Here is a 17,755-nt window from a genome sequence, read left to right as displayed (position 1 = left end):
TTGCGCATATCAGGTCAGATCGACCAGGTTCTCGATCTTTACGTCCGGGTTGACGTCGGCGTCGTAATCCACGCCATCGATGCCGAAGCCGAACAGGCGCAGGAAATCGGCCTTGTAACCGGCCAGGTCGCTGATCTCGTACAGGTTCTCGTTGCTGACCTGCGGCCACAGCGCGACCACCCTGCCCTGCACCTCCGGCGCCATCTCCTTGTAGTCAGCGCGCAGGCGGCCTTCGTCGTCGACCAGGGCGATGCTGCGTCCCTTGCCGTCGACCAGCGCGGGACGGATATGGTCGGCCGCATTGGCGCCGCCCTGCGGGCCGTTGTAGAGGATGTCGTACAGGGTATCGAGCTGCTCGATGCAGCCTTCGTGGGTGCCCTCTTCCTTCATCACCTTGAACAGCAGCGACAGGTACAGCGGCATGGTCGGGATCGCCGAGCTGGCCTGGGTGACCACCGCCTTGAGCACCGACACGCGCGCATCGCCGCCGATGCCCTGCAGGCTGGCGCGGATGTCCTTGACCTTGGCGTCCAGGTCCTTCTTGGCGGCGCCGATGGAGCCGTTCCAGTAGATCGCCTGGGTGATTTCCTCGCCGACATAGGTGAACGCGGTGGTGGTCGCGCCCGGTGCCAGCACGCCGGCTTCCAGCAGCGCATCGATCCACATCTGCCAGTCCTCGCCGCCCATCACCTGCACGGTGCCGGCGATTTCCTCGGCGCTGGCCGGCTGCAGGGTGGTCTCGGTCAGCACTTCCTTGTCGGTATCCAGCCCGCGCAGGGTGATCGGCTCGCCGATCGGCTTGAGCGTGGAGCTGATGACCTCGCCGGTCTTCGGGTGCTTGCGGCGCGGCGACGCCAGGCTGTAGACCACCTGGTCCACCTGGCCCAGGTCGGCCTTGATGATCTCGATCACCTTGGCCTTGACCTCGTCGGAGAACGCATCGCCGTTGACGCTGCGCGCGTACAGGCCGGCCTGGTGGGCGTACTTCTCGAATGCGGCCGAGTTGTACCAGCCCGCCGTACCCGGCTTGCTCTCGCTGCCCGGGCGCTCGAAGAACACGCCCAGGGTGGCGGCATCGCTGCCGAACGCGGCCTTGATGCGCGCGGCCAGGCCGTAGCCGGTGGAAGCGCCGATCACCAGCACCTTCTTCGGGCCGTGGGCGAGCCTGGGCTGCGCCTTGATGTAGTCGATCTGTTCCTTGACCGCCGCGTCGCAGCCGGCCGGATGGGTGGTGACGCAGATGAAGCCGCGCACACGCGGTTTGATGACCATGGAAACCTCGGTTGGATGCGGGAAAACAGCGCCGCGGCACACGCCGGGCAGGCGCCGAACCGCGAGGATCGTAGTGCGCGCCCGCAGTGAAAACAACCGACGCCACCGCATGGATCGGCCGCGGCGGCAGGGCCGCGGCACCGATGGCGCAAAAGAAAAGAGCCGCGCGGTGCGCGGCTCTTTTCCCGAACAGGCGCGGCCGGACTTACGGGCGGCGCGCCAGTTCCTCGACGTCCTTGGCCTTGGGCAGCAGGTCCTGCTTGGAGACCTTGAACGGCCCGATGCTCAGCAGCGGGACGGCCACGATGATCGACGACACCACCACGATCACCGCGCCCACCATGTGGGTTTCGGCCAGGCCTTCCATCGACTCGCCGCCGTACAGGTACAGCGCCAGCGCCGACAGGAAGAACAGCACCGCGGTGATCACCGTACGCGACAGCGTCTGGTTGATCGAGCGGTTCAGCACCTCCAGCGGTTCCACGCGCAGGCTGCGGAAGTTCTCGCGCACGCGGTCGAACACCACGATGATGTCGTTGATCGCGAAACCCATCACCGACAGCATGCCGGCCAGCACGGTCAGGTCGAACTCGCGGCCCAGCAGCGACATGTAGGCCACGGTCAGGATCAGGTCGAAGAACGCGGTCAGGCTGGCCACCATCGCGAACTTCCACTCGAAGCGCGCGGCGATGTAGATCAGGAAGCCGATCACCATGAACAGCGTCGCGTAGATGCCGTTCATGACCAGGTCCTTGCCGACCTGCGGGCCGACGAACTCGCCCGGCTGCGTGGTGGCCACGTTGTCGGCCGTGCTGATCGCGGCACCCACCTTCTCGGCGACCTTCTGCGCGGCATCGGCGGCGTTGTTGTGCTCGCCTTCGGGCGGCAGGCGGATCATCAGGTCGTTGCCGCCGCCCACGCTCTGCACCTGGGCGTTCTCGAAGCCGGCCGTGGCCAGGCGTTCGCGCACCGCTTCGACATCGACGCTCTTCTCGAAGTGGGTGCGCACCACGGTGCCGCCGGTGAACTCCAGCGCGTAGTTGAAGCCCTTGAAACCGATGATGGCCAGCGACACCAGCAGCAGCGCCACCATCAACGCAAGCACCGGCTTGCGATGGCGCATGAAGTCGATGTTGGTGTCGTTCGGGACGATGTGGAGCGGAAATAGTTTCATGCAGGGATTTTCCTTTAAAAACCCGCGCACGCATGCGCGGGCTTTCGCGAAGGGATTCGCGTCAGATCGCCACGGACTGGAGCTTGTTGCGACGGCCGTAGATCAGCACCGCCAGCGCGCGCGACACGGTGATCGCGGTGAACATCGAGGCGAAGATGCCGATGATCATGGTCAGCGCGAAGCCCTTCAGCGGGCCGGTACCGAACGCATACAGCGCCACGCCCACGATCAGGCCGGTGAGGTTGGCGTCGAGGATGGTGCCCGAGGCCTTCTCGTAACCGGCGGCGATGGCGGCCTTGCCCGGCATGCCCAGCCGCAGCTCCTCGCGGATTCGCTCGTTGATCAGCACGTTGGCGTCCACCGACAGACCGACCGACAGCGCCAGGCCGGCGAAGCCCGGCAGGGTCATGGTCGCGCCGAACAGCGACATCACCGCCACCACGATCAGCAGGTTGAACAGCAGCGCCACCGAGGTGATCGCGCCGAACATGCGGTAGTAGACGGTGAAGAACACCAGGGTGAACACGAACGAGAACACCACCGCCTTGACGCCGCGGGCCACGTTCTCCGCACCCAGGCTGGGGCCGATCACGTATTCCTCGACGAAGTCCATCGGCGCGGCCAGCGAGCCGGCGCGCAGCAGCTTGGCCAGGTTGTCGGCCTCGGTCTTCTCCAGGCCGGTGGTGATGAAGTTCTTGCCCAGCGGGCTGTTGATGTTGGCCACGGAGATGACTTCTTCCTTGACCCGGAAGCTGCGCACTTCCTTGCCGTCGACCGTGGTCACCTGCGGGATGCGCTCGGTGTAGACCACGGCCATCGGCTTGTTCACGTTGACGCTGGTGACGTCGAACATGCGCTGGCCGCCGACGCTGTTGAGCGTGACCGCGACCGCCGGCAGGCCGTTCTGGTCGGTGGACACCTCGGCCTTGACCATCTGGTCGCCGGTGACGATGGTGCGCTTGTTCAGCAGCACCGGCATGCCGCGACGGTCGCGGTACAGGCGCGCTTCCGGCGGGATGCGGCCGCTGGTCATGGCGTCCTGCGCGTTGCCGTCCACCACCAGGCGGTACTCCAGGGTGGCGGTCGCGCCGATCATGCGCTTGGCTTCGGCGGTGTCCTGCACGCCCGGCAGTTCGACCACGATGCGGTCGTCGCCCTGGCGCTGGATGATCGGCTCGGCCACGCCCAGCTCGTTGACGCGGTTGCGCAGGGTGGTCAGGTTCTGCTCGATGGCGCCGGAGGCGATCTGCAGCATCTCGGCCTGCGGCACGCTCACGGTGATGCGCTCGCCGCTGCCCGAGTAGGTCAGGGTCGGCTGCGCCTTGACCAGCGCGGCACGGGCCTTGTCGGCGTCGGCGGCATTGGCCAGCGTCACCTGGATGTCGTTCTCGCCGCGGCGCTCGACCGAACGGTAACCCACCCGGTTGTCGCGCAGCGTGGTGCGGATGTCCTCGGCGAACGCGTCGAAGCGCTTGTCCACGGCGGCCTTCTTGTCCACCTGCAGCGCGAAGTGCACGCCACCGACCAGGTCCAGGCCCAGCACCATCGGCTTGCCGCCGAGCCCGGCCAGCCAGTCCGGCACGGTCGAGGCCAGGTTCAGGGCCACGGTGTAGTTCTCGCCGGCCTTCTCGCGCAGCACGTCGTTGGCGCGGGTCTGGGCGTCGAGCGAACCGAGGCGGACGATCAGGCTCTCGCCTTCCTTCTCCACCGACTTGGGCGTGACCCCGGCCTCGCCCAGCGCCGCGCTGACGCGCTGCTTGAGGGCATCGTCGATCTGCCCGCCGCGGTTGGCGGTGATCTGCACGGACGGGTCCTTCTGGTACACGTTGGGCAGCGCGTACAGCGCGCTGACCGCCAGGACGACCAGGATCAGGAAGTACTTCCAGCGTGGAAATTCAAGCATTGCAGGTTCCTGCGCGACGCCGGTCCCGGCGCCGCGTCATGACGGAAGGGAAACTCGGGCTCAGGCCGCGGACTTCAGCGTGCCCTTGGGCAGCACGTTGCCGATGGCGCCCTTCTGCACGCGGATGCGGACGTTGTCGGCTACTTCGACGGTGATGAAGTTGTCGCCGATGTCGGTCACCACGCCGGCGATGCCGCCGTTGGTCAGCACCTCGTCGCCCTTGGAGATCTTCTCCAGCATCGCCTTGTGTTCCTTCTGGCGCTTCATCTGCGGGCGGATCATCAGGAAGTACATGACCGCGATCAGGGCGATCGGCAGCAGGAAAGTGCCCATGCCCGGGGCGGCCGGAGCGGCCTGGGCGACGGGAAGCAGGATAGCCATCGGGTTCATCGTGTGTCCTTAACTGTCGGGCGGTGCCTGCCGGTGCCGGCGCCGCGGAACGGATTCAAGCGTGGAAGTATGCCATAGAGGCGGGCCGGTCCAATTGCAAGGCAGCGCCGCCGCCGACCGTCGAGCAGCTCCCTCCCCGGCGCCAGGAGCGCCCGGCCCGTGGGGCGCCGCAGCGTGCACGTCCACCGGCCCCACCCTTGCCGATGGCCTTGCCGTGCAGGCCGGCCAGACGGCCGGCTCGCCCCTTGGGCGGGGAAAGGCGCTACAGCGCCGGCGCAACCGCCCCGCGCGCCGCATAGAAGGACTCGCGGAAGGCCAGGAAGGTTCCCGCCTCGATGGCCGCGCGCATGTCGGCCATCAGCTTCTCGTAGTAATAGAGGTTGTGCAGGGTGCCCAGCATCGGCGCCAGCATCTCGTTGCAGCGGTCCAGGTGGCGCAGGTAGGCACGCGTGTAGCCGCTGCTGCAGGCATGGCAGCCGCAGCCCGGCTCGATGGTGTCCATGTCGCGCTCGTAGCGGGCGTTGCGGATGCGCACCGTGCCGGTGGAGGTGAAGTAATGGCCGTTGCGCGCGTTGCGGGTCGGCATCACGCAGTCGAACATGTCCACGCCGCGGGCCACGCCCTCGACCAGATCCTCCGGGCGGCCCACGCCCATCAGGTAGCGCGGGCGGTCGGCCGGCAGGATCGGGTGCATGTGCTTGAGCATGGCGTTGCGCTCGTGCTCGGGCTCGCCCACCGCCAGCCCGCCGATGGCGTAGCCGTCGAAGCCGATCTGCTGCAGGCCCTCGGCCGAGCGGCTGCGCAGGTCGGTGTGCACGCCGCCCTGGACGATGCCGAACAGCGCCGCGTCGTTGCCCAGCGCGTCATGGGCATCGCGCGAGCGCCGCGCCCAGCGCAGGCTCAGCTCCATCGAGCGCCGCGCCACGTCCTCGGTGGCCGGGTACGGGGTGCATTCGTCGAAGATCATCACGACGTCCGAATCGAGCACCTTCTGGATCTTCATGCTCTCCTCCGGGCCCAGGAACACGCGGGCGCCATCGGTCGGCGAGGCGAAGGTGACGCCCTGCTCGGTGATCTTGCGGCGGTGCGCCAGCGAGAACACCTGGAAGCCGCCCGAGTCGGTCAGGATCGGCCCGTTCCAGCGGCAGAAGCCATGCAGGCCGCCGTGGTCGCCGATCACCTCCAGGCCCGGGCGCAGGTACAGGTGGAAGGTGTTGCCGAGGATGATCTCGGCACCGAGCGCGCGGATCTGCTCGGGCAGTACGCCCTTCACCGAGCCGTAGGTGCCCACCGGCATGAACGCCGGGGTCTGCACGGTGCCGCGCGGGAACGAGAGCTGGCCGCGGCGCGCGTTGCCGTCGGTGGCCTGGAGCGTGAACTGCAGTCTGGACATGGGTGTGCTTCGGTCGGTCTGCCGTCCATTGTCGCGGATCGGCGACGACGGCGCAGGAAAGGCGGGGTCAGGCGTCGGGCTGCGGGAACAGCAGCATCGCGTCGCCGTAGCTGAAGAACCGGTAGCGGCCGGCGATGGCATGGGCGTAGGCGTCGAACACCCGCTGCTTGCCGGCGAAGGCCGAGATCATCATCAGCAGGGTGCTTTCCGGCAGGTGGAAATTGGTGACCATCGCATCGACGCTGCGGATGCGGTAGCCCGGGGTGATGAAGATCTGCGTCTCGCCGGCGAACGGGCGCAGTTCGCCCTCGCGCATCGCACTCTCCAGGGCCCGCACCACGGTGGTGCCGACACCGATCACGCGGCCGCCGGCAGCGCGGGTCCGCCGCACCTGCTGCACCAGTTCGGCGCCGACATTGAGCCATTCGCGGTGCATCACGTGCTGGGACAGGTCGTCCACCCGCACCGGCTGGAAGGTGCCCGCCCCCACGTGCAGGGTGATGTGGCCGAAGCCGACGCCGCGCGCGCGCAGCCGCTCCAGCAGCGCCTCGTCGAAGTGCAGGCCCGCGGTCGGCGCCGCCACCGCGCCCACCTGGCGCGCGAACACCGTCTGGTAGCGCTCGCGGTCGTCGGCCCCGGGCTCGCGGTGGATGTACGGCGGCAGCGGCAGCCGGCCCGCATGCACCAGCCAGGACTCCAGCGACTCGGGCACATCGAACCGCAGCAGGTAGAACTCGCCGTCGCGGCCGAGCACCTCGGCCTCGCCACCGGCGTCGAGCTGGATGCGGCTGCCGGGCTTGGGCGACTTGCTGGCGCCGACCTGGGCACGCGCCTGCTGGCCGCCGAGCAGGCGCTCGATCAGGATTTCGACCCGGCCACCGCTGGCCTTGTGCCCGAACAGCCGCGCCGGGATCACCCGGGTATCGTTGAACACCAGCAGGTCGCCGGGCTGCAGCAGTTCCGGCAGATCGCGGACATGGCGGTCTTCGAGGGCGGCCGGTGCCGGCGGCACCACCAGCAGGCGGCTGGCGGAACGCTCGGCCAGCGGCGCCTGGGCGATCAGTTCCTCGGGCAGGTCGTAGTGGAAATCGGACTTCTTCAAGGCCGCGACATCGGACGGGGGGAGCCGGCCATTGTACCGGCACCGGCGTACCCGTCCCCTGCCCGGCTGCCGGTTCAGCGCTCGAACTTGGTCGACAGGATGATGGCGCTGGTGGTGCGCTCGACCCCGTCGATCACGCCGATGGCATCGGTGACCACGTCCATCTCGCCGACCCCGCCGACCACCACCATCGCCACCAGGTCGTGGGCGCCGCTGACCGAGTGCAGGCTGCGGACCTCGGCGATCTCGCGCAGCGCCTTGACCACGGCCGGCATCTTGCGCGGCGATACGGTGATCAGCACGTGCGCGCGCACCTGGCCCTGCTCGTAGTCCTCGTGGGTACGCACGGTATAACCGGCGATCACCCCCTGCTGTTCGAGCCGGTCGATGCGGCTCTGCACGGTGGTGCGCGACAGCCCGAGCCGGCGCGCGATCTGCGCGGTGGAAGCCCGCGCGTCCTCGCGCAGTACGGACAGCAGGCGTTCGTCGGCGGGAGAAATCTTCACATCGCGGGCCGGTTTCGTCGATCCGACGAAATTAACCCGATTTTCGACGGAATGACAGCTGCCATATGACCAGAATCTCCAGATAATGACTGTACAAGACCTTTCTGGAGATGAGCATGACCGTACTCGGCCCACTCGCCGCGCTCCGCGCGCACGCCGGCACCCGCCTGACAACGGGGCTGGACGATGCCGCCATCGAACGCCTGGCCGCCGCCCATCCCGACCTGGTTGCCGCCATCGCCGCGGCCGCCAGTGAATATGCCCGCATCAAGGACCAGGCCGCCGACCTGCTGGACCTGGACGAGAAGGACCAGATCGCCGCGATGCAGGCCGGTTTCGTCAATTTCTACGCCGACGACGCGGTGGTGCCGTACATCGCCCTGGCCGCCTGCGGCCCATGGGTGGTCTCGCTCAAGGGCGCGGTGCTGTACGACGCCGGCGGCTACGGCATGCTCGGTTTCGGCCACACCCCGGCCGAGGTGCTGGCCGCCGCGGCCAAGCCGCAGGTGATGGCCAACATCATGACCCCGAGCCTGTCCCAGCGCCGCTTCGTGCAGGCGCTGCGCAAGGAGATCGGCCACACCCGCGGCGGCTGCCCGTTCTCGCACTTCATGTGCCTGAACTCCGGCTCCGAGGCGGTCGGCTTGGCCGCGCGCATCGCCGACATCAACGCCAAGCTGCAGACCGACCCGGGTGCGCCGCACGCCGGCGCCACGGTCAAGCGGGTGGTCATCAAGGGCAGCTTCCACGGCCGCACCGACCGTCCGGCGCTGTACTCGGATTCGACCCGCAAGACCTATGACCGCTTCCTGGCCAGCTACCGCGGCGAGGACAGCGTGATCGCCATCGCCCCGTACGACGAGGCGGCGCTGCGCAAGGTGTTCGACGACGCCAAGGCCCACAACTGGTTCATCGAGGCGGTATTCCTGGAGCCGGTGATGGGCGAAGGCGACCCGGGCCGCGCGGTACCGGTCAGCTTCTACAAGCTGGCGCGCGAACTGACCCGCGCCCACGGCAGCCTGCTGCTGATCGACTCGATCCAGGCGGCGCTGCGCGCGCACGGCACCCTGTCCTTCGTCGACTACCCCGGCTACGAGACCCTGGACCCGCCGGACATGGAGACCTACTCCAAGGCCCTGAACGGCGCCCAGTTCCCGCTGTCGGTGCTGGCCGTCACCGAGCACGCCGCGCACCTGTACCGCAAGGGCGTGTACGGCAACACCATGACCACCAACCCGCGCGCGCTGGACGTGGCCTGCGCCACCCTGGCCCGCCTGACCCCGGACGTGCGCCGCAACATCCGCGAACGCGGCGAGCAGGCGGTGCACAAGCTCGAGGCGCTCAAGGCCCGGCTGGGCGGGTTGATCACCAAGGTCCAGGGCACCGGCCTGCTGTTCTCCTGCGAACTGGCCCCGCAGTTCAAGTGCTACGGCGCCAATTCCACCGAGGAATGGCTGCGCATGCACGGCGTCAACGTGATCCACGGCGGCGAGAACTCGCTGCGCTTCACCCCGCATTTCGGCATGGACGAGGCCGAGCTGGACCTGCTGGTGGACATGGTCGGCCGCGCCCTGGCCGAAGGCCCGCGCCGCGAGCAGGCCGACGCGGCCTGATCCACACCGCTGCGCGAGCGGCAAACTGAAGAGGCGGCCACTGGCCGCCTCTTCGTTTCCATGTCCCGGCCTGCGGGCCAGGCCACGAACGTCGCACTCACCGCACCTCGACCACCGCCACCGACGGCGCCGACGGCGATGCCTGACCCCATCCGCCCAGCGCCTTGTAGACGGCGACCACGCTGACGTTGACCCCGGCCTCGGCGGCGGCCAGCGCGTCGTCGGCCGCCAGTTGGCTGCGCTGCGCATCGAGCAGCGCAAGGAAGTCCTCCGAGCCCTCGCGGTAGCGCACGCGGGCCAGCGCCTCGGCGCGACGCGCGGCCTGCGCCTGTTCGGCGACGATCGACAGCCGTGCCTGCTGCCTGGCATAGCGGGCCAGCGCATTCTCGGCATCCTCCAGCGCCAGCAGCACCGTCTTCTCGTACTCGGTCGCCGCGCCGTCGGCCTGGGCACGGCTGGCGCGCAGCCGCGCGCGCACGCTGCCGACGTCGAACGCGCTCCAGCTCAGCGACGGCGCCAGCGACCAGGCCTTGTTGCCGCCGTTGACCAGACTGCCGGCATCGCCGCCGAGGAAGCCGACGAAGCCGGTCAACGACAACCGCGGGAACAGGTCGGCGGTTGCCACGCCGACCCGCGCGGTGGCCGCGGCCAGGCGGCGCTCGGCCGCGCGTACGTCGGCGCGTCGCTGCAGCAGCATGCTGGTATCGCCCAGCGGCAGGGCCCTGGCGAACGCCGGCATCGGGCGCGGTTGCAGCAGCGCGTCCAGCGAACCCGGACGCTGTCCCAGCAGCACCGCCAGCCGGTGCCGCGACTGCGCCAGCGCCAGTTCCAGCAGCGGGATGTCGGCCTCGATCGCCTTCAGCCGCGCACGACTGCTCTGCACGTCGAGTTCGCTGCCCGCGCCCAGCTTCCAGCGGGTCTCGGTCAGTGCCTGGGTGTCGCGCAGGTTGAGCAGGGTCTGCTCGGCCACGGCGATGCGCTTCTGCGTGCCGCGCAGCTCGAAGTAGTTGCGCGCGACCTCGGCGGCCACCAGCACCTGCGCATCGACCAGGTTGGCCCACTCCGCGTCCAGGTCGGCGCGCGCCGCCTCCGCGGCCCGCCGCTGGCGCCCGAACAGGTCCAGTTCCCAGCCGGCATCGAAGCCGAGCTGGTAGCGCTCGCCGGACACGCGCGCCCCGTCCTGCGCCGGGTCCGGCTGCCGGTAGCGTTCCTGGCTGGCGGCCGCGGTGACGTGCGGCGCCTGGTCGAACCGGCGCTCGACGAACACCGCGCGCGCCTGCTGCACGCGCGTCAGCGCCAGCGTGAGGTCGAGGTTGTCGGACAACCCCGCATGCACCAGCTGGCCGAGCACCGGATCATCGAACTGCGCCCACCAGCCGGCCACCGGCGACTGCGCGCTGTACACCGGCGCGGTAGCGCCGTGCAGCACCACCGGCTGCTGCGCCGGGGCGTGGTAATCCGGGCCGACGCTGGCGCAACCGGCCAGCAGCAGGCCGGACAGCGCCGCGGCCAGTGCCGCCCTCACCATGGCAGCACCTGCCCGAGATGGGTGAAGCTGCCGCTCGGCCCGTCAGCGTCGAGCAGCGCCATCTGCACGCTGGAGCGCGCGCCGTCGGCGACGTCGATCTCGCCCTCGCCCGCGTTCATGTCGGTCCTCACATAGCCCGGGTGCACGGTGTTGACCTTGATCGGCGTGGCGCGCAGTTCGTAGGCCAGCGACAGGGTCCAGTTGTTCACCGCCGCCTTGGATGCGTTGTAGGCCGGCACCTTGAAGTCGTAGATGGGCGAGGCCGGATCGGCATGCAGCGCCTGCGAGCCGAGGATGCTCGACACGTTGACGATGCGCCCGGCCGCCGAGCGCCGCAGCAGCGGCAGGAACGCCTGGGTGACGGCCACCAGCGCATGCACGTTGGTGTCGAAGGTCCGCCGCCAGGTGTCGAGCGGCTGCGCCGACGGCGGCAGCGAAGGATCCTCCAGCAGCACGCCGGCGTTGTTGACCAGGATGTCGAGCCGGCCGTGGCGTTGCCCGACATCGCGCACCGCCGCGTCGATGCTGCCGGCATCGGTGACGTCCAGTTGCAGTGCCTCCACCGGCAGTCCTTCGGCCTGCAGTTCCAGTGCCAGCACCAGCGCCGTTTCGCGCTTGCGGCCGGCGAGTAGCGTATGCACGCCGGCGCGGGCCAGCTGGCGTACCGTTTCCAGGCCGATGCCACGGGTGGCGCCGGTGACCAGCGCGATCTTGTTCTGTTGGGTATTCATGGATGCATGTCTCGGTTGGATGTGCCGTCGCCCGATGGCGTCGGGCGACGGCGGAAGGCAGGGTCAGTGGTGCAGGGTCGGTTCGCCATGCTGCACCAGCTGGCCGCCGCCGTTGCGGGTGACGAAGGTGCGCAGCGCGACGTAGAACACCGGGGTCAGGAACAGGCCGAACAGGGTCACGCCCAGCATGCCGGCGAACACGGTGATGCCGGTGACCGAGCGCACTTCGGCGCCGGCACCATGCGACAACACCAGCGGCACGGTACCGGCGATGAAGGCGATGGAGGTCATCACGATCGGGCGCAGGCGCAGGCGGCAGGCCTCCAGCGCGGCGTCGACGATGCCCTTGCCGCCCATCTCCAGTTCACGGGCGAACTCGACGATCAGGATCGCGTTCTTGCACGCCAGGCCCATCAGCACCACCAGCCCGACCTGCACGAACACATTGTTGTCGCCGCCGGTCAGCCACACCCCGAACAGCGCCGACAGCAGCGTCATCGGCACGATCAGGATCACCGCCAGCGGCAGCGACCAGCTCTCGTACAGCGCCGCCAGCACCAGGAACGCGAGCAGGATGGCCACCGGGAACACGATGAAGGCGGCCTTGCCCTGGGTGGCCTGCTGGTAGCTCAGGTCGGTCCATTCGGTGGTCATGCCCACCGGCAGCACCTTGGCGGCGATGGCGGTCAGCCGGTTCATCGCCTCGGCCGAGGACAGCATGCGCGGATCGGCCTCGCCGGCCAGGTCGGCGGCCGGGTAGCCGTTGAAGCGCAGCACCGGGTCCGGGCCATAGGTTTCCCGCAGGGTCACCATCGACCCGATCGGCACCATCTCGCCGCGGTCGTTGCGGGTGCGCAGCCGGGCGATGTCCTCCACGTTTTCGCGGAACGGGCCGTCGGCCTGCGCGATCACCTGCCAGGTGCGGCCGAACTGGTTGAAGTCGTTGACGTAGGCCGACCCCAGGTAGGTCTGCAGGGTGTCGAACAGCTCGGTGAGCTGCACGCCCTGCGCCTTGGCCTTGACCCGGTCCACCTCCGCGTCCAGCTGCGGCACGTTGGCCTGGTAGCTGGTGATCGGGAACGCCATGCCCGGGGTCTGCGCCACCGCGCCCTGCATCGCCTGCACCGCGTTCTGCAGCGCGCCGTAGCCGAGGTTGCCGCGGTCCTCGATGAACAACTGGTAGCCGTTGCCATTGCCCAGCCCCAGGATCGGCGGCGGCATCATCGAAAACGCGAAGCCTTCCTGCAGGCCGGCGATCTTCTGGTTGATCTCGGCGTTGATCTGCGCCGCGGTGCGGCCATTGCGCTCGTTGAACGGCTTGAGCGGGATGAACGCCACGCCGGTGTTGGGGGTATTGGTGAACTGCAGCGCGTTAAGGCCCGGGAACGAGATGGTGTGGGCCACGCCGTCGGTTTCCTGGGCGATCTTCGCCACCTTGCGCAGCATGGCGTCGGTACGCGCGATCGACGCGCCTTCCGGCAGCTTCACCCCGGCGATCAGGTACAGCTTGTCCTGGGTCGGGATGAAGCCCGGCGGCACCAGCTTGAAGATCACCCCGGTACCGGCCAGCAGGATCGCGTAGACCACGAACACCGCGCCGCGACGGCCGAGGATCCTGGCCACGCCCCGCTCGTAGCGTTCCGAGCTGGACCTGAAGAACCGGTTGAACGGGCGGAACACCCACCCGAACAGGCGCTCGATCAGGCGGCTGGGGCCGTCCTTGGGCGCACCGTGGGGCTTGAGCAGGCGCGCGGCCAGCGCCGGCGACAGGGTCAGCGAATTGATCGCCGAGATCACCGTGGAGATGGCGATGGTGACCGCGAACTGCTTGTAGAACTGCCCGGTGACGCCGGACAGGAAGGCCATCGGCACGAACACCGCGCACAGCACCAGGGCGATGGCGATGATCGGCCCGGACACTTCCTTCATCGCCTGGTGCGCGGCGGCCGTGGGCGACAGGCCTTCCTCGATGTTGCGTTCGACGTTCTCCACCACCACGATCGCGTCGTCGACCACGATGCCGATCGCCAGCACCAGGCCGAACAGGCTCAGCGTATTGATCGAGAAGCCAAGCAGGTACAGCGCGGCGAAGGTACCGACCACCGACACCGGCACCGCGATCATCGGAATGATCGAAGCCCGCCAGGTCTGCAGGAACAGGATCACCACCAGCACCACCAGGGCGATGGCTTCCAGCAGCGTGGAGACCACCGCCTTGATCGAATCGCGCACGAAGATGGTGGTGTCGTACACCGCCTCGTATTTGACGTCGGCGGGGAAGGTCTTCTGCATGCCGTCCATGGTGGCGATGACCTTGTCGCGGATCTCCAGCGCATTGGCGCCGGGCGCCTGGAAGATGCCGATGCCCACCGCGTTCTTGCCGTCCAGCTGCGAGCGCAGGGTGTAGTCGCCGGCACCCAGTTCCAGCCGGGCGACGTCGGACAGGCGCACGATCTCGCCGTCGGTGCCGCTCTTGAGCACGATGTCGCCGAATTCCTGCTCGCTCTTCAAGCGGCCCTGGGCGTTGATCAGGGTCAGGAAGCGGCTGTCGGGCAAGGGTTCTGCCCCCAGCTGGCCGGCCGAGACCTGCACGTTCTGTTCGCGCATGGCGCGCACCACGTCGCTGGCGGTCAGGCCGCGCGCGGCCACCTTGCCCGGGTCGAGCCAGGCACGCATGGCGTAGTCGCCGCCGCCGAAGATCTGCGCGTCGCCGACCCCGGGGATGCGCGCCAGCGCATCCTTGACGTGCAGGCGCGCGTAGTTGCGCAGGTACAGGGTGTCGTACTTGCCGCCCGGCGAGGTCAGGTGCACCACCATCAGGAACGTCGGCGACTGCTTCTGCGTGGTCACCCCCTGCCGGCGCACGTCCTCGGGCAGGCGCGCCTGCGCCTGCGCCACCCGGTTCTGCACCTTCACCGCCGCCGCGTCCGGGTCGGTGCCCGGGCGGAAGGTGACGGTCATCTGCAGCACGCCGTCGGAGCCGGCCACCGACTTGAGGTACATCATGCCCTCGACGCCGTTGATGGCCTCCTCCAGCGGGGTGGCGACGGTCTCGGCGATGACCTTGGGGTTGGCGCCCGGGTACACCGTGCGCACCACCACCGACGGCGGCACCACTTCCGGGTACTCGCCGACCGGAAGGATCGGGATCGCGATCAGGCCCGCGGCGAAGATCATGATCGACAGCACCGCCGCGAAGATCGGCCTGTCGATGAAGAAACGCGAAAAATCCATCTGCTTGAGTCCTTGCAGTGGCCGGCGCCGGCATGCAGCCACCCTGCCCTCGCCCATCCAGGCAAAGGCCAGGCACCCGGCCGGCGGCCGGCATCAGGTTGAAGCGGGGGTCAGTTCAGGGCGGTGGCGTCGCGTCCGGCGCCGGCCGCGGTGGCAGGCTGCATCGCCACCGCCCGCGCCTGCACCGGCATGCCCGGCATGAACACCTTCTGCACGCCGTCGACGATCACCCGGTCGCCCGGCGCCAGTCCGGCCTCGACGATGCGCAGGCCTTCGGCGCTGCGCCCGAGCTGGACATCGCGACGCTGCGCCTTGCCGTCCTTGTCGACCACGTACACGTATTTGCGGTCCTGGTCGGTTAGCACCGCCCTGTCGTCGATCAGCAGGGCGTCGAACGCGCCGCTGCCGAGCAGCCGCACGCGGGCGAACAGGCCCGGGGTGAACTGGCGGTCGCGGTTGTCCAGCAGCGCGCGCACGCCGATGGTGCCGGTGCTGCGCGCGACCTGGTTGTCCAGGAAGTCGACCTTGCCCTCGTGCGGGAAGCCCTCCTCGCCGCTCAGCGCCACCTTCACCGGCAGCGCGGCCTCGCGCTCGCTGGGGCGCTCGCCGGAACGCGCCATCCTTGCGTAGCGCAGGAAAGTACCCTCGTCGGCATCGAAGTACACATGCACGGTGTCCAGCGACACCAGGGTGGTCAGCACGCTGGCGCTGTCGCCGGCGGTGACCAGGTTGCCGGCGGTGACCATGGCGCGGCCGGCGCGGCCATCGATCGGCGCGCGCACCCGGGTGAATTCCAGGTTGAGGCGGGCCGCATCCACCGCGGCCTGCGCCGCCTGCACCGCGGCACCGGCCTGCTCGGCGGCGGCGCGGCGCTGCTCGGCGGTCTCCGCGGCGATGGCCTGCTGCTCGGCCAGGCGGCGCGCGCGTTCGGATTCGCTGCGTGCCAGCGCGGCCTGGGTCCGGGCGCGCGCCAGCTCGGCGCGGGCGCGGTCGTACTCGGCCTGGTAGCTGCGCGCATCGATGGTGAACAGCACCTCGCCCTTCTTCACTTCCTGGCCTTCGGTGTAATTGACCTTGTCGATGTAGCCGGACACCCGCGGGCGCAGTTCCACGCTCTGCACCGCCTCGACGCGGCCACTGAACTCGTCCCATTGGCTGACCTGCCTGACCAGCACCGGTGCGGCGCTGACCTCCGGTGCCGGCAGTGCCGCGGCATCCTGCGCGTGGCCGCCGCTGCACGCGGCCAGAACGGCGAGGGTCAGCGCCGACATGCCGGCCAGGGCAAGGCGTCGCGCGAGGCGTGGAGTGTTGGAGATACCTTTCATGTCATGCATCCATCAGGGGAAAGAGGGGCGCCGGGGTGGGCATGGAACGGGCCGGTGCCGGGTGCGTCGCGCAGTGTGCGCGGGGGCTGCTGACAGCCACTGTCAGCAGCCGGGGACGGCGGCACGGGAATCCGTGCATGGCGCGCGCCTTCCGCGCAAACGCCGCGCTGTCCCGCGGGCCGGAGGTGGGCGCCGGCATTTTCACTGTCCCGCTCACGGAAATTTTTCTCCCACAGGCGGGACAAACACCGTCGCCAAGCGCACGGCCAGTCGTCGCAGCAGCGGCCGCGGCGGGGCCACGGTCGTCGCCTCACGCATTGCGCGCAGCGCGGCGAAGTGCAGTGGATTCAAACCGTTGTCCCGCCTGGAGCGGCGGTCGGCGGCGGCAAACGCCGGCGCACGGCGCGTCGGCAGGAAAGCGGGAAGGTGGCGCAGGCGCATGGCTGCAGGTCCGTTCGGTGCGGAGGCGGCCAAGTTACGCCCCTAATCCATACTTGATTAGTACGGATTGAGGGGAATAATCGTCCCGTCGCCGGCACAATCCCGCTGCCGCAGGAACCGTCTCCCATGGCCCACGATCTCAACGACACCCTGATCTTCGTCAAGGTGGTCGAACAGGGCAGCTTCACCGCCGCCGCACGCCTGCTCGGGCACCCCAAGACCACGGTCAGCCGCAAGGTGCAGGAACTGGAGGAACGGCTCGGCGCGCGCCTGCTGCACCGGACCACGCGCCGGCTGGGGCTGACCGAAGCCGGCACGGTCTATTACGAACACTGCCAGCGCATCGCCCGCGAGCTCGAACAGGCGCAGAGTGCGGTCAGCCAGCTGCAGTCCGGCCCGCGCGGCTGGCTGCGCTTCACCGTGCCGTACGCGGTCGGCGTCAACTGGATCGCCCCCCTGCTCGGCCAGTTCCAGGCGCAGTACCCGGAAATCCGCGTGGACATGCACCTGGGCAACGAGATGCTCGACCTGATCTCCGGCGAGACCGACCTGGCGCTGCGCGTCGGCCCACTGCCCGACTCCAACCTGATCGCGCGCAAGCTCGGCAGCCTGCGTACCCAGGTATTCGCCAGCCCCGCCTATCTCCAGCGCCACGGCGAACCGCGGCATCCGGACGAACTGCAGCATCACCGTACGCTGGCGCTGCGCAAGCACCAGCAGGGCCAGAACAACCGATTCGCCTGGTCGCTGGCCGAAGACGGCGGGCAGATGCGCGAGTTCCCGGTCAATCCGCTGATGGTGGCCAACGACACCGCCGCGCTGAACTCGATGCTGGTCGGTGGCGAGGGGCTGATGCTCAGCAGCGACGTGATGGCCAAGCCGTTCGTCGAGTCGGGCATGCTGCGCCGGGTGCTGGCCGGCTGGACCGGCCCGGACTACGACTTCAGCGCGGTGTTCGCCGGCGGCGGCATGGTCTCGCCCAAGGTGCGCGCCTTCGTCGACTTCCTGGTGGAAAAGCTCAACCTGGACGCCAACTACATGCTGCTGCAGTGCCCCAACGCCAAGCATCTGATCGAGCGCGAACCCAGCTACTGCCAGCGCGGCCTGGAGGTCGCCGAACTGCGGGTGCTCGAGACGCTCAGC

The 17,755-nt window shown here is 69.0% G+C and carries 13 protein-coding genes and 1 pseudogene; 2 read left to right on the top strand and 12 right to left on the bottom strand.

All coding sequences use genetic code 11. The features are described 5' to 3' along the window. Window positions 1-9: 9 nt before the first annotated feature. The 7 genes from fabV to QQA12_RS07765 all read right to left on the bottom strand — a co-directional run bounded on the left by fabV (window position 10) and on the right by QQA12_RS07765 (window position 7,740). Window positions 10-1,272, bottom strand: coding sequence for an enoyl-ACP reductase FabV (gene fabV, locus QQA12_RS07795; RefSeq protein WP_054665281.1), 1,263 nt, complete (start codon window positions 1,270-1,272; stop codon window positions 10-12). A 205-nt stretch (window positions 1,273-1,477) separates the two neighbouring features. Beyond that, window positions 1,478-2,446 (bottom strand): protein translocase subunit SecF, encoded by a 969-nt coding sequence (gene secF, locus QQA12_RS07790; protein WP_056932052.1) that lies wholly within the window; start codon window positions 2,444-2,446, stop codon window positions 1,478-1,480. 61 nt (window positions 2,447-2,507) lie between these two features. Then, the gene (gene secD / locus QQA12_RS07785) at window positions 2,508-4,349 is read right to left on the bottom strand and encodes a protein translocase subunit SecD (RefSeq protein WP_226050385.1); all 1,842 of its coding nucleotides are present in this window, start codon (window positions 4,347-4,349) and stop codon (window positions 2,508-2,510) included. A 60-nt stretch (window positions 4,350-4,409) separates the two neighbouring features. Next, entirely contained in the window at window positions 4,410-4,739 is a 330-nt protein-coding gene (gene yajC / locus QQA12_RS07780) for a preprotein translocase subunit YajC (protein ID WP_054665275.1), read from the bottom strand. A gap of 262 nt (window positions 4,740-5,001) precedes the next feature. Next, a complete protein-coding gene (gene tgt, locus QQA12_RS07775; protein WP_226050384.1) occupies window positions 5,002-6,132 on the bottom strand; it encodes a tRNA guanosine(34) transglycosylase Tgt in 1,131 nt (376 codons plus the stop codon). A gap of 67 nt (window positions 6,133-6,199) precedes the next feature. Next, window positions 6,200-7,234, bottom strand: coding sequence for a tRNA preQ1(34) S-adenosylmethionine ribosyltransferase-isomerase QueA (gene queA / locus QQA12_RS07770; protein WP_226050383.1), 1,035 nt, complete (start codon window positions 7,232-7,234; stop codon window positions 6,200-6,202). A 74-nt stretch (window positions 7,235-7,308) separates the two neighbouring features. Further along, window positions 7,309-7,740: an Lrp/AsnC family transcriptional regulator gene (locus QQA12_RS07765; RefSeq protein ID WP_054665268.1), complete on the bottom strand. Its 432-nt coding sequence runs from the start codon at window positions 7,738-7,740 to the stop codon at window positions 7,309-7,311. A 116-nt stretch (window positions 7,741-7,856) separates the two neighbouring features. Between QQA12_RS07765 and QQA12_RS07760 the strand changes: the two genes are divergently transcribed. After that, window positions 7,857-9,353 carry an aminotransferase class III-fold pyridoxal phosphate-dependent enzyme gene (locus QQA12_RS07760; RefSeq protein ID WP_226050382.1) on the top strand — a complete coding sequence of 499 codons (1,497 nt, stop codon included), beginning with the start codon at window positions 7,857-7,859 and terminating at the stop codon, window positions 9,351-9,353. A 97-nt stretch (window positions 9,354-9,450) separates the two neighbouring features. Here the strand turns inward: QQA12_RS07760 and QQA12_RS07755 are convergent, their stop codons facing one another. From QQA12_RS07755 to QQA12_RS07735, 5 genes are all read right to left on the bottom strand, one after another. Further along, window positions 9,451-10,881 carry an efflux transporter outer membrane subunit gene (locus tag QQA12_RS07755; protein ID WP_226050381.1) on the bottom strand — a complete coding sequence of 477 codons (1,431 nt, stop codon included), beginning with the start codon at window positions 10,879-10,881 and terminating at the stop codon, window positions 9,451-9,453. Then, window positions 10,875-11,612 (bottom strand): SDR family oxidoreductase, encoded by a 738-nt coding sequence (locus tag QQA12_RS07750; protein ID WP_054665262.1) that lies wholly within the window; start codon window positions 11,610-11,612, stop codon window positions 10,875-10,877. Before QQA12_RS07750 ends, QQA12_RS07755 begins: the two co-directional genes overlap by 7 nt. A gap of 63 nt (window positions 11,613-11,675) precedes the next feature. Beyond that, complete coding sequence (locus QQA12_RS07745; protein ID WP_226050380.1) at window positions 11,676-14,846, bottom strand: multidrug efflux RND transporter permease subunit; 3,171 nt, start codon at window positions 14,844-14,846, stop codon at window positions 11,676-11,678. Window positions 14,847-14,956: 110 nt separating this feature from the next. Next, complete coding sequence (locus tag QQA12_RS07740) at window positions 14,957-16,171, bottom strand: efflux RND transporter periplasmic adaptor subunit (protein WP_226050379.1); 1,215 nt, start codon at window positions 16,169-16,171, stop codon at window positions 14,957-14,959. Between the two features lie 213 nt (window positions 16,172-16,384). Beyond that, complete coding sequence (locus QQA12_RS07735; RefSeq protein WP_226050378.1) at window positions 16,385-16,612, bottom strand: hypothetical protein; 228 nt, start codon at window positions 16,610-16,612, stop codon at window positions 16,385-16,387. A gap of 126 nt (window positions 16,613-16,738) precedes the next feature. Here QQA12_RS07735 and QQA12_RS07730 point away from each other — a divergent pair. Beyond that, window positions 16,739-17,668, top strand: a pseudogene (locus QQA12_RS07730) (LysR family transcriptional regulator); the annotation flags it as partial. Window positions 17,669-17,755: the final 87 nt, after the last annotated feature.

The sequence above is a fragment of the Stenotrophomonas sp. 17(2023) genome (assembly GCF_030345315.1).
GTDB classification, from domain to species: domain Bacteria; phylum Pseudomonadota; class Gammaproteobacteria; order Xanthomonadales; family Xanthomonadaceae; genus Stenotrophomonas; species Stenotrophomonas acidaminiphila.
Note: the sequence above shows the minus strand (reverse complement) of the source record. Positions and strands in the feature narration are given on the sequence as shown.

Coding starts and splice junctions, on each gene's coding strand:
- fabV (WP_054665281.1), bottom strand. CDS start 1,272: ATGGTCATCAAACCGCGTGTGCGCGGCTTCATCTGCGTCACCACCCAT.
- secF (WP_056932052.1), bottom strand. CDS start 2,446: ATGAAACTATTTCCGCTCCACATCGTCCCGAACGACACCAACATCGAC.
- secD (WP_226050385.1), bottom strand. CDS start 4,349: ATGCTTGAATTTCCACGCTGGAAGTACTTCCTGATCCTGGTCGTCCTG.
- yajC (WP_054665275.1), bottom strand. CDS start 4,739: ATGAACCCGATGGCTATCCTGCTTCCCGTCGCCCAGGCCGCTCCGGCC.
- tgt (WP_226050384.1), bottom strand. CDS start 6,132: ATGTCCAGACTGCAGTTCACGCTCCAGGCCACCGACGGCAACGCGCGC.
- QQA12_RS07760 (WP_226050382.1), top strand. CDS start 7,857: ATGACCGTACTCGGCCCACTCGCCGCGCTCCGCGCGCACGCCGGCACC.
- QQA12_RS07755 (WP_226050381.1), bottom strand. CDS start 10,881: ATGGTGAGGGCGGCACTGGCCGCGGCGCTGTCCGGCCTGCTGCTGGCC.
- QQA12_RS07750 (WP_054665262.1), bottom strand. CDS start 11,612: ATGAATACCCAACAGAACAAGATCGCGCTGGTCACCGGCGCCACCCGT.
- QQA12_RS07745 (WP_226050380.1), bottom strand. CDS start 14,846: ATGGATTTTTCGCGTTTCTTCATCGACAGGCCGATCTTCGCGGCGGTG.
- QQA12_RS07740 (WP_226050379.1), bottom strand. CDS start 16,171: ATGAAAGGTATCTCCAACACTCCACGCCTCGCGCGACGCCTTGCCCTG.
- QQA12_RS07735 (WP_226050378.1), bottom strand. CDS start 16,612: ATGCGCCTGCGCCACCTTCCCGCTTTCCTGCCGACGCGCCGTGCGCCG.